General features: G+C 40.5%; 6 protein-coding genes. All 6 read left to right on the forward strand.

Annotated features, from left to right (window positions below):
• Nucleotides 1–11: 11 nt before the first annotated feature.
• The 6 genes from EM4838_RS06115 (at nucleotide 12) to EM4838_RS06140 (ending at nucleotide 12,413) form a co-directional block, all read left to right on the forward strand.
• Nucleotides 12–4,712: a hypothetical protein gene (locus EM4838_RS06115; protein ID WP_100917248.1), complete on the forward strand. Its 4,701-nt coding sequence runs from the start codon at nucleotides 12–14 to the stop codon at nucleotides 4,710–4,712.
• A gap of 20 nt (nucleotides 4,713–4,732) precedes the next feature.
• Nucleotides 4,733–7,309 carry a MucBP domain-containing protein gene (locus EM4838_RS06120; RefSeq protein ID WP_100917249.1) on the forward strand — a complete coding sequence of 859 codons (2,577 nt, stop codon included), beginning with the start codon at nucleotides 4,733–4,735 and terminating at the stop codon, nucleotides 7,307–7,309.
• Between the two features lie 31 nt (nucleotides 7,310–7,340).
• Entirely contained in the window at nucleotides 7,341–7,901 is a 561-nt protein-coding gene (locus EM4838_RS06125; protein ID WP_071867232.1) for a hypothetical protein, read from the forward strand.
• A 46-nt stretch (nucleotides 7,902–7,947) separates the two neighbouring features.
• On the forward strand, nucleotides 7,948–8,127 hold the full coding sequence (locus tag EM4838_RS06130) for a hypothetical protein (RefSeq protein WP_071867233.1): 180 nt from the start codon (nucleotides 7,948–7,950) through the stop codon (nucleotides 8,125–8,127).
• 67 nt (nucleotides 8,128–8,194) lie between these two features.
• On the forward strand, nucleotides 8,195–9,385 hold the full coding sequence (locus EM4838_RS06135; RefSeq protein WP_071867234.1) for a hypothetical protein: 1,191 nt from the start codon (nucleotides 8,195–8,197) through the stop codon (nucleotides 9,383–9,385).
• 148 nt (nucleotides 9,386–9,533) lie between these two features.
• A complete protein-coding gene (locus EM4838_RS06140) occupies nucleotides 9,534–12,413 on the forward strand; it encodes an InlB B-repeat-containing protein (protein WP_071867235.1) in 2,880 nt (959 codons plus the stop codon).
• Nucleotides 12,414–12,441 lie beyond the last annotated feature (28 nt).

The raw sequence follows: 12,441 nt of genomic DNA on the forward strand, positions 1-12,441 counted from the left end.
GGAGGAGACCGATGTTTTATAAAAAATACGAAGACTATCTTAAAGAATATATAAACAAAGATATTTCAATAAAATCAGTAAAACCTCATGAAGAAAAAGTATTCAATGAGTTTCAAGCAAAAGCAATATTGGATAGTAATCCTGAAACTTTCAGAGAAGAATTCCACTTCGTTCTAGACTTGATTTCTTCAAGAAAAGAAGTGAACGAAGAAAAGACAAATGATTTAAAACAATCATTTGAAAGGATGCTCAAAAACATTGATCCATCAGACTACAATACGTTGAGATTCTCCATTTATAAATCGCGGATGATCGTCTTAAAACAAGATATACGTGAGCAAGAAACAAGGACAAAAGATGCGGCACCCACTTTTACGTCAAACACACAGTTACAAGCATCTGACGAATTAGTAAGTCCTAAATTAGTGGCTGAACAAGAAAGAAGATTTGCAGAACAAGCCTCACTCAATAAGAGAGACAACGTAAAGCAAGAAGTTTTATCTAATGAGCAGATCAAAGAGAATGTCTCGATGCACGTAAATTCTGTCCACACGACGAATCAATATACAAAAGAAGAACACCATGAAAGGCTTAAAGTGAGTGATTTAAAAGAACAATTTGAAAAAGAACGTTCTTTTAATAAAGAACCGCATTCAGCTGGAGTACCATCAGGAACAGTCAACAGATTGCGACAATACTATGAAGGTCTGAATCATTCATCAAATGATCATTCACCATTAGAAAGTCGAAAGTCATCTAGATGGAGAACCCCGCAAAAGAACGATTCGCTGAACGTTCAAAATAGGCAAAATCAACCGACAGATCGACGGAGCCAAAGAGATGAAGGAACATCGTCCTATCAAAAGGCTCCTTCATTAAAAGGTACTAGCGAATTTGTGCGTAGAGGAAACGAAAGCACAGTCTATACGAATGAATCATCACCCACAAATAAAGCAGAGCCGGATCAAACCGGCATGACGAACGAAGAATTTCAAAGACGGCGAGATCGATTTGGCAATCTGCCTGGACCAAGTAACGAACCACCAGTCATTGAGAGAACAACCCAAAGCGAACCGGATAACTACCAGACAGCTACTTATCAAAATTCACCTAGGCAACAACGAAGTAGTGAGCTAGTACAAGAAGGCAGAGCAAGCAGGGTAGATAGCAACGATACCTTAAGGACAAATAATGCAGAATCGGGTTCAGCTGGTAGGTCGAATGAAGAAATACAAAGATATCGAGACCGATTCGGCAATCTGCCTGGACCAAGTAATGAACCACCAGTCATCGAGAGAACAACTCAAAGCGAATCGGATAATTATCAGACAGCTACTTATCAAAATCCACCTAGGCAACAACGAAGTAGTGAGCTAGTACAAGAAGGCAGAGCAAGCAGGGTAGATAGCAACGATACCTTAAGGACAAATAATGCAGAATCGGGTTCAGCTGGTAGGTCGAATGAAGAAATACAAAGATATCGAGACCGATTTGGCAATCTGCCTGGACCAAGTAACGAACCACCAGTCATTGAGAGAACAAATCAAAGAAAACCGGCTAACTACCAGACAGCTACTTATCAAAATCCACCTAGGCAGCAACGAAGTAGTGAGCTAGTGCAAGAAGCTCAAGCTAGTAGGGTAGATAACAATGACTCGTTAAGGACAAACAATGCAGAATGGAATCAAACTGGTAGGGCGAACGAAGAATTTCAAAGATATCGAGACCGATTTGGTAATCTGCCTGGACCAAGTAACGAACCACCAGTCATCGAGAGAACAACCCAAAGCGAACCGGATAATTATCAGACAGCTACTTATCAAAATCCACCTAGGCAGCAACGAAGTAGTGAGCTAGTGCAAGAAAGTCAAGCTAGTAGGATAGATAACAATGACTCATTAAGGACAAACAATGCAGAATTGAGTCAAACTGGTAGGGCTGACGAAGAATTTCAAAATCTTCGTGCTCGATTTGAAAACCTGACTGGTACAAGCAGTGAACCATCACTTTCAAAGAAAAAGAGTCGTGGAGAGAGTGAACATCAAGGAACTTCTTATCATAGAGCTATCACCAGGCATGACAGTAGTGAAAGCGTACGTAAAGTAAACGAAAGCGCAGTTGATACGAATGATTCATCATCTGCAAATAAAATAAAATCGAATCAAACCGGCTTGACGAATGAAGAATTCCAAAACCGTCGCGCTCGATTTGAAAATCCTAGTGTAAAAAGTGATAACCGCCTTGCAACAGAAGCAACGGGTCAAGTGAGGGCAGCGAGAGACCAGTTTGAAAAAGCGAGCAATCTTCCTGACGACCGACCAGCTCCAGAATCCACGGGACGAGTGAGAGCAACGAGGGACCAGTTTGAAAAAGCAAATGCCCATCCAAATGAGCGACCAGTTCCAGAATCCACGGGACGAGTGAGAGCAACGAGGGACCAGTTTGAAAAAGCGAATGCCCATCCAAATGAGCGACCAGTTCCCGAATCAACGGGTCGAGTGAGAGCAGCGAGAGATCAGTTTGAAAAAGCGAGTGACCTTCCTGACGACCGACCAGCTCCAGAATCCACGGGACGAGTGAGAGCAGCGAGGGACCAGTTTGAAAAAGCGAATGCCCATCCAAATGAGCGACCAGTTCCCGAATCAACGGGTCGAGTGAGGGCAGCGAGAGACCAGTTTGAAAAAGCGAATGCCCATCCAAATGAGCGACCAGTTCCCGAATCAACGGGTCGAGTGAGGGCAGCGAGAGACCAGTTTGAAAAAGCGAGTAATCTTCCCAATGACCGACCAGTTTCCGAATCAACGGGTCGAGTTGAAGAGATGCGAAGACAGTACGAGTCCAGAAATGGGAGAGAAACTGAAGCTAGTGTCTCTAACGAAACATTCCAACAACAAAATGGCTTGGCTAATGAAAGATTTCGTCAACGCCGAGACCAATTTGAAAATCCTGTTGTAACAAGTAGTGATGGATCAAAATCAGAAGAAACTGCTATAGCCGATCAGCTAGATCGTAGAAAAGAAACAAGCAACCAACCTACTGCTAACTCTGCTGATCAAACAGGTATCGCTGCTGGTAATACGAAAAAAATCCGTGAATTGTTAGCTGATAAACTCAAATTTAATCCAGTAGAGAAAGTACCACCTGAAACAAATACCCAAACAGCTACTCAAATAGATAGTTCCCATCCACCAGTAGAGGAATCTGCCTCTGACACTCAAAACAGCCAAATGAGAAATCAGATGCGTGAAGGTGGTGAACTGAGATCAACGAAACTGGATGGAACGAGTACAGCAACTGGAGGAATGGATAAAAAGCAGTCGCAAAGCACAGTTGATTCTTTAGATAAACTTGGAATAGACGTGAGTAGTGATACTTTTGGTTTAAATGAGAATGCTTCAGATAAAACGGATAAATCTACTGAGACCGATTCTATGAACGACGATGTAGAATTGCCAGGATCAGTACCGCTTACAGAAAAAAAGAAAATCCATACAAAAAAAAGCCGAGCGATTCAAATCGGAAGACTTTTGTTGAACTTACTACCATTAGCATCTTGGCCGTTGATCAGTATGTGGGTAACTGGCATTTTAGGTATCGTTCCAATTTACTTTGCTATGTATGGACTACCATTAACTCGGTTTATTTACGTGACTATTTTGATTGCCGTTTATGGACCAAAACTCATCAACTATATTCTTAAACTTCGTTCTAGAATACAAACCTATCGCCAGGCAGAACGAAGTCGACAGAGAAACTTAGAAGATCGAGTGATTGATCCAAAAGAAAAATCAATTCAAAGAGAAACTGCCGCTCATGAGAAAGAAACAGCAAAAACAAAACAACAGAATCACTCATCAGAAAAAGTCAGTCCTGAAAATTCAGAAAAAGACAAATCTGTAAAGGGTTATTTTAAAAGAAATTGGAAATCTCTCGCCATCATCTTTGGTGTTGGGATAGTTGTAGCAGGAATTGGTATCGCACTGACACCAGTAATAGCACCATATATATTTGCGATAGCCACTTCAACTCCGTTATTTATGTACAAAGTAACTTCAGTTATTGCAATGGCACTTGCGGTTTCCTTTGGTGTGACCGCCTTGAGTAAAGGACTGCATGCACTACAAAGAAAGTTTTATAAAAAAGAAGATCAAACATTAGAAACCACAACACAAAAAGAAACAATCGAAAAAAATTCTTTAGAGGTAGATAAGAATTTTGATAAAGCCTATGAAAAAGTGGATAAGGATGATCGGGCACCTGCCCATGATAATTCGTCAATAAAAAGTGCTGGTTCAAAAGAAGATGGCATAAAACTCGCTAGTAATGAGACGAAATCAATGGAAAAAAGTCCATATGCATGGGTCTATGGTCAAGAGACAGAAAACAAAACCCAAAATGAAGCGAATCGTTCAAGTCGGTCGAATTCGTTCAATACCCATGAAACACTTCATGTGAAAGCGGATATTCATGAGCCACCATCACAGTCCTCTCGTGATAACCGTACGACGAATCAATTAGGTGAAGCCGCAAGACATCGGTTGGATAATACAAAATCTGAAAGTAATCCACAGATTACTGAACAGAATAAGGGAATCAATCGTCAGCCGGCCGTCAAAGAGGCATTTGATTCAATCAAACAAAAAGCAATTTCGAAGAGTAATAATGTCAGTGGCAAGCCCCTACTGAAAGGTCAAATATCTTTTGAAAAATAAAGAATACGGAGAGAGATTCAATGAATAAAATCAAACTAATGAGCATATTTAGCGTCATCTTGTTGCTCTTGCATTTTCCAGTGAGTGTTTATGCTACTTTTAATGATTATATGCTCAATGAGATCCATCAAGGAAAGAGCTTACGTGCATGGTTGTATGACGAAGGAGAAAACGCAATCTCTCAACAAATCAATGCTACACCACAAGTAGATGGTTCTTTGGGGGTTGATGTGGGGGATAGTGTGAGTTTTTCGGTTAATATTCCTACCTACGCCCTGGTGGCAGACCGAGGTGGTTGGATTCCAGCACTGACGGGAGGTAAGAGTGGAAATACGCCTGTCCCCAATTACTTTTATACTCAGATGCGTTATGGAAAGTCACCAAATCTGCCAGGTAATTTTAGCATAGGTGAGGTGACCGCGACAAATCTTCCTTCGGGAGTGACCATTAGCAGGGTAGTTGGCCCGACTACGGGAAATCTTACAAGAGTTGATGTGACAGTTACTAGGTCACAGGTGAGTGCGGCAAATGGCCATACTAACTCAATCAATCTTAACTTGAGTTCGCTTTATTTAGATACATGGGCAATTGATCCAACAACTGCTGATTTTTTTGGAAACAACCCGATTAATGTAGGGGGTATTACACTTACTAATCTTAATTTGGGCACATTGTCACTGCGAACAAAAAATTTAATCAGAGTGAGATATATCGATGAGGAAAGTAATGAACTCCGAGATCCACTGGTAGAACAAATGGAGGTTGGTCAAAACTATGCGTATACACCTCCAGTCATTCCGGGATATACCTTCAGCAGATTATCATCTGGAAGCGCAAGTGCTTCCGGTCAGATGGCAGCTGGTCCGGAAAGACTTGTTGAATTTGTCTATACAAAGAATCCAACGGTGGGCGGAGCGATCACGGTGAACCACGAATTTATCGGTGCTTCAAGTATGAATAGCAGTGAACGATTCACAAACGTGGGGAATGTGGGCGATCGATTTGAATTGACACCTAGAACAGAAGCTGGCTGGCAAGTAAAAGGTGAATTGCCAGAAGTGGTAGTGACAGAACAAGCACAAACGGTGACGATTCAATACGAGCGAAAACCTGGAGGTGCCATCACCGTCAATCATGAATTCATTGGCGATTCTTCTATGAATACGAACGAAGTGATTACAGATGTCGGGAATGTCGGTGATCGTTTTGAAATGACGCCACGAAAAGAAGCGGGTTGGCAAGTAAAAGGTGAGTTGCCAGAAGTGATAGTGACAGAACAAGCACAAACGGTGACGATCCAATACGAGCGAAAACCTGGAGGTGCCATCACCGTCAATCATGAATTCATTGGTGATTCTTCTATGAATACGAACGAAGTGATTACAGATGTCGGGAATGTCGGTGATCGTTTTGAAATGACGCCACGAAAAGAAGCGGGTTGGCAAGTAAAAGGTGAGTTGCCAGAAGTGATAGTGACAGAACAAGCACAAACGGTGACGATCCAATACGAGCGAAAACCTGGAGGTGCCATCACCGTCAATCATGAATTCATTGGCGATTCTTCTATGAATACGAACGAAGTGATTACAGATGTCGGGAATGTTGGTGATCGTTTTGAAATGACGCCACGAAAAGAAGCGGGTTGGCAAGTAAAAGGTGAGTTGCCAGAAGTGATAGTGACAGAACAAGCACAAACGGTGACGATCCAATACGAGCGAAAACCTGGAGGTGCCATCACCGTCAATCATGAATTCATTGGCGATTCTTCTATGAATACGAACGAAGTGATTACAGATGTCGGGAATGTCGGTGATCGTTTTGAATTGACGCCACGAACAGAAGCGGGTTGGCAAGTAAAAGGTGAATTGCCAGAAGTGATAGTGACAGAACAAGCACAAACGGTGACGATCCAATACGAGCGGAAACCTGGAGGTGCCATCACCGTCAATCATGAATTCATTGGCGATTCTTCTATGAATACGAACGAAGTGATTACAGATGTCGGGAATGTCGGTGATCGTTTTGAAATGACGCCACGAAAAGAAGCGGGTTGGCAAGTAAAAGGTGAGTTGCCAGAAGTGATAGTGACAGAACAAGCACAAACGTTAACGATCCAATACGAGCGTAAAGTTGGCGGTCAAGTAGTCGTCAACCACATTTTTGAGGAAGCACCTGAAAAAAATCGAATGGACATTCTACTTGGACGTTGGGGAGAAGCTTTTAAGGCGGAGCCAATGCAAATAGCTGGTTGGGAAGTAAAAGAAACCATCGGCCAACCTACAGGTGTATTTACAGATGAGAAGCAAGAGATAAATTTCATCTATGTTAGGAATGAGGAGCAGCCGATACCAGAGGAAGACAAACCTAATGATAATAAGGATAAGTACCCTGAGACAAAACCGGTGGACCAAACAACTAACAAAAAAACTTCAACTAAAAAGAATGATGGGGTCGCAATCAGAAGAAAAGAAGAGAAGCGTTCGCTACCAAGATTGAATAGTCAAGCAGGTATTTCCTTAACTGTAGTAGGGACGTCAATGGTTGCATTTGTCTTTTGGAAACAACTAAAAAAGCGAACTAAATGTAAAAATAAATGATACCAAACGTTTGATTTAAAGGAGGAGTTCGATGATCACCAATGAACAGCCAGATCCAGAGGTAAAAATGCTACAAAAAACATCCTTGAAAACACCTAAATTTGGTTTTATGGGACTGAAATATTTAGGAAGATTTGTCGTAAAAGTGACGAAGATGATCAAAAATAGAATCACAAAAAAGAAAGAAAAAGAGCAATCACCTTTAGAAGCATCTGCTAATACGACGAAGGCAACTAAAAAACAACCTGTCAAGTTGGAAGCTGCGAAAGAAAAAGCGCCTGTTGTAAAAAATATCGCAACAAAAACCAATCGGAACCTTTTTCAGTTTTTATACAAATTAGGAGCGAACTTCATGAAGTTTGATCTATTAAAGAGTATAAAGACACTCGGTATTGGTGCTACCTCTTCACAACGAAGAATTAAATCAGCCGAAGTCAAAACAGTGAAAGCGGCAAAACAACAATCCGTTGCTAAAATCAAAAAATTGAGCTTTTCCACAGTAAAAAAAGAGGCAATCAGTAAAAGTAATAAAATCAATCAATTATCAAAAAATAATCAGTTAACTAGAAGACCGTCATTGCAAAGATCATAAAGAATTCTCATGATCAATTGGAGGCATCCTGATTGGAGGAGAAAGAATGGAATATGAGCGTATGAGTGATGAACAACGAAGAAACGGTCGCGAAACTAAGCGAATCCAAACAACGAAAAGGATAGAAGAAAACAAGAGAGAGCAAGAACGCGTTTATTTGGAGAGTGTTCGATCGTCAGAGGGATTCAAACGTTCGTTACAAAAGAAAAATAAAAATAAGAAATAAGTCATTTTGTTCATAAATAATATCGCGAAGACAGATAAAGGATTTCTTTAAGAAAGTGGGAATGATAATGGATGAACAACTCATAAAATTAAACCAAAGAATTGCACGCATAAAAGATATCAATGATCCTGAATACGATCGCTTAGTAGCAGAGAGAAATAAGGTGCGACAACAAATCGCTGCGCGGAATGAAAGACAGTCGGCCGCTTCATCCAGTACCTCGAGAGTAACTGAAGTAAAAACTGATCCTAAAAAGATTCAGCAATTAACGGAAAAAATTTCAGAGAAACAAGCGCAAATAAACCGTATCAAAGATATGAGTGATCCCCGCTATGAAAAATTAGAAGCGGAGAAAACACAGTTGATCAGAGAAAGAGAAACTGAACGTCTCAAATCAGCTAAGAGTCATGAACTTACAGACAAAACAGGCATAGCTGGGCAAGCGAATAGGGACTCAACGATCGTCAAAACAGATTTAAAAAATGTCCAAAAAATGATCCACCACGATCTGGATCAACAATTTGAAAAACTATCTAATTTTTTTGAGGAGTATAAATTTCAGTATGATTCATCAAAGGATGAAAAAAACATCAAGGAATTAGGTGAGAATATCGACATGCATAAAAAAAGATATGACCTGAAGATGAAAAATAGTTTTAATGACGCGGGTTTCTATGGCAGGTTTAAGAAAAATGAAAAACAAAGTGAACTAGCACTCGGAAATTTTATCGAAACCTGGAAAGAAGACCAAGGCTACCATCGAGATACTCATTCCGCTATTGAAAAAATCCATGAATTGAAAGAAAAAATTGTAAAAAATCATAATTTAGAGAAATACAGTATGAAAGTCAACACAAAACAAAATGAATTAGCCGAATTACAAAGTAAAAAACAGCGAATCAATTTTTTTAGTAAGTATATTTTTAACCGCGAAAAATATCGTCAATTAAAAAATCAGATCCATGAATTAAAAAACGAATTGAATATTATAGGAGAAGCTCGATCACTAGCTATGAAAGGCGATTTCACAAAAGCAGAGGCTTTATTCAATGTGAGTGAACGCACAGGGACTTCTCATGAAGTGAAGCAGCGAAGACTTACTCAAAAAACGTTATCGCCTTCCTTGGCTACAAGTATTCCTGGTCCTAGTAAACTGCAAAACAAAATGGAAGCAAGCATAAGCAAATCAGCAGAAATCATGCAACGCAAGAGTTCAGAGAAATTGCGTAGTTCTTCCCCTAAAGAGCAACGCGCATAAAAAAAAGTATCTCTAATCGATAAAAATTTTATCGATTAGAGATATCAATGATTAATTGTCTGATGAATAGTCACGTTGTTAATTTATAAGAACTCTAACAAAGAAAGAATATTCGCTTGTTGCAACAGCTAAAAGTTAAGGAGTACCAATGAAAAGCAAAATAAATAGTAAAATAATCATCTTAATGACCGTATTAGTGATTCTTTTGACCCATCTACCTTTTCATTTTGCCTATGGATCAGAAACTAGTGAACCTGCACCCGAAAGCCAAAATGATCCAAGTTTAGGAGTAGAGAGAAATGCAACAATCACATTTGAAACAAGCCCTTCAGAAGGTGGTAGACCTCGTTCTATGCCACATATAACTCCGCCTGGGGGAAGTTTATTATACACTATCAGTGCAAATCCGAACCAAGGGTTTCGTTTTGTTCGATGGGAGCTAATCAACGGATGGAATGCTTCGATAGGCAATCTAAATGCAGAAACAACAAGTCTTAATATCTCTACTGGTGGCCCTATAGGACCACCAGTACATGAGACGATAACGATACGAGCAATATATGAGAGGGTTTACAATTTAACTTTCCAATCTTCTCCAAATGCTGGAGGAAATCCAAGAGCGGATCAAACAATACTGGCACAAGGTGAAACGACCACGATCCATGCCAACGTTTCGAATGGATATCGCTTTGTTCAATGGGAGCCTGTTTCTGGAAACGCGACTATTGCAAACCGAACGAGTCAAAGTACATCCATTACGATGGGGGCAGGAGATTCGTCAATTCGAGCAGTCTACGAACAAATCACCCATAGTGTGAGTGTGCAGGCAAATCCAACGATTGGTGGCAATCCTAGGGTTTCAGCTTCATCCGCTGCCCAAGGAGCAACCATCAATTTGAATGCAAATCCAGCTACCGGTTATCGTTTTGTCAATTGGCAGTTTCGAACCCAAAATGGGGCAACCATAACGAATAGTAATCTGGCGAATACCAGTTTACGAATGGGTACGGGACCTGTGAGCGTCCAAGCCAATTATGAACGCTTGCAACAAGGTAGTGTCGTCGTAAGGTATGTGGACGAAGAGGGTAATGAGTTAGCTCAAAGCGATATTTTAACGGGATTTAGCGGAGAAGCATATCGTACAGAAGCAAAAGAAATCGAAGGGTGGGAATTGCTTGTTAAACCGGAAAATGCAACAGGGGTTTTCACGAATGTGGAGCAAATAGTCACCTATACTTATCGGAAGAACCAGCAGTTATGGGGAACTGTCCCTTGGGAATACGACGAGGCAACGAAAACGATCCATTTGTATGGTGGAATCGCTGGATCGGTCCCAGAAGCGCCATGGAAAAGCCATTCTGAAGTTGAAACGATCATTGTCACCAACGAGGTATTTTTACCGGAAAATAGCGCATCTCTTTTTAACGGGGCAAGACAGTTAGAAAGTATTGAAGGTGTAGGAAACTTTAATACATCTAAGGTAACGAATATGGATGAGATGTTTGCACGTACTTCGGCGCTAAAAGAGCTAGATATTAGTCAATGGGATGTGTCTAATGTAACTAGCATGAGTCACACATTTGCTTGGATGACCAATTTAAGAAAGCTAGATGTCAGTCAATGGGATGTTGGGAATGTGATCGATATGGGGAATTTATTTATGTCTTCCTCTTCGCTAGCTGAATTAGATTTGAGCAATTGGGACACAAGAAATAAAAATATTAGTGGCATGTTCTATCTTGCATTAAGACTTTCATCCCTTAAATTAGGAGAAGAATCAGTTATCGGAAATACCAGCTTACGAACTATCGTTCCTACAGCGGAATATACAGGACGATGGGTGCTTGAAGAAAGTTTGGATAGTTCAGTTCGAACAATCGCTTTTGAGAATTCAAACGAATTTATGGCAAATTACGACGGAAATCATCCAGGAACTTATGTATGGGAACGTTCTCGTCCGGAAGAATTAGTGGCAACATTAGAGCCATTAAGTGACCAATCAACAGCAATCACTGGCTGGATGACAGAAGTAACGGATAGTCGAACAATCACTTACCAAAATACAGCGGGACAAACAGTCAGTGTAACTAAAGAATCACCGAGGATCAAGTGGGGAGATTACCAAGATGCAGATCAACGGATTCGACAGTTTGAGATACCCTTAGCAGAAAATGAGCGTTTAGCAACAGACACACAGGTAACGCTCGCTATTGCTAAACCATCCGTCGAAACAACTGGTGATTTGACGATTGACGAAAAGGTAATCAAAGGGATCGACTACACTGCAAATCACTTTACATTAGAACGTAATAAGTTAGAGGGATTAACCAGTGAAGCAGAACTCCATGAATTGATTCTGAAGGAAAGTCAGGCAACAGCACACGATGTTTTGACACAGGACGATCGCAGTCAGGAAATTAAAATCGTAGCTACGGATTTAACCAAGGATGAAGTGGACGATGGCACGTATTTTTCTACATTTCAAGTAGGGAACAAAGCCTATCAGTTTACAATAGGCATTGATGTTAGTTCGAAGATCCATCATCTAAAAGTTTCCATACCGACGAAAATGGTGTTCGAATCCCTCTACCAAGGCGAGGAAACTAATCGTGAATTTGTTAGTCCAGATTACGAGATACGTAATCATTCAGATCTTTCTGTTGATACGTATGTGAATCAGTTCATTGTTGAAGATGATGCAGGGGTCACCTTGTTAAGGGAGGATGAAAATCCTTTAGATCACGCGCCATTGCAAGAAGGACAACCGAAAAAATTCTCTGATATCAAACAACCACTATTGGAATTACAGTTGATGTCTAATGAAACCAAAATTTCTTTATATGGACGAAGAAGTGAACAACGCTTGGCACAAGTTGCACCATATTCAAGTGTCCCTTTCCATTTGACCGGTCGATTTTATGGGCCATATCCTAAGTGGATCTCGGAAAGTGAAAATGAACAAGGGGGCTATTATCAAGAGTCATTCGTTCCCACCTATCGTATGATTTTACGATTTGTTCCCAGATAGCGGGCATAGATGTACGAGATAAAAGAAT

This window comes from Enterococcus mundtii, assembly GCF_002813755.1.
Lineage (GTDB): Bacteria > Bacillota > Bacilli > Lactobacillales > Enterococcaceae > Enterococcus_B > Enterococcus_B mundtii.

Bases quoted from the DNA above. Each gene is read 5' to 3' on its own strand.
- EM4838_RS06115 (WP_100917248.1), top strand. From the start codon at position 12: ATGTTTTATAAAAAATACGAAGACTATCTTAAAGAATATATAAACAAA.
- EM4838_RS06120 (WP_100917249.1), top strand. From the start codon at position 4,733: ATGAATAAAATCAAACTAATGAGCATATTTAGCGTCATCTTGTTGCTC.
- EM4838_RS06125 (WP_071867232.1), top strand. From the start codon at position 7,341: ATGATCACCAATGAACAGCCAGATCCAGAGGTAAAAATGCTACAAAAA.
- EM4838_RS06130 (WP_071867233.1), top strand. From the start codon at position 7,948: ATGGAATATGAGCGTATGAGTGATGAACAACGAAGAAACGGTCGCGAA.
- EM4838_RS06135 (WP_071867234.1), top strand. From the start codon at position 8,195: ATGGATGAACAACTCATAAAATTAAACCAAAGAATTGCACGCATAAAA.
- EM4838_RS06140 (WP_071867235.1), top strand. From the start codon at position 9,534: ATGAAAAGCAAAATAAATAGTAAAATAATCATCTTAATGACCGTATTA.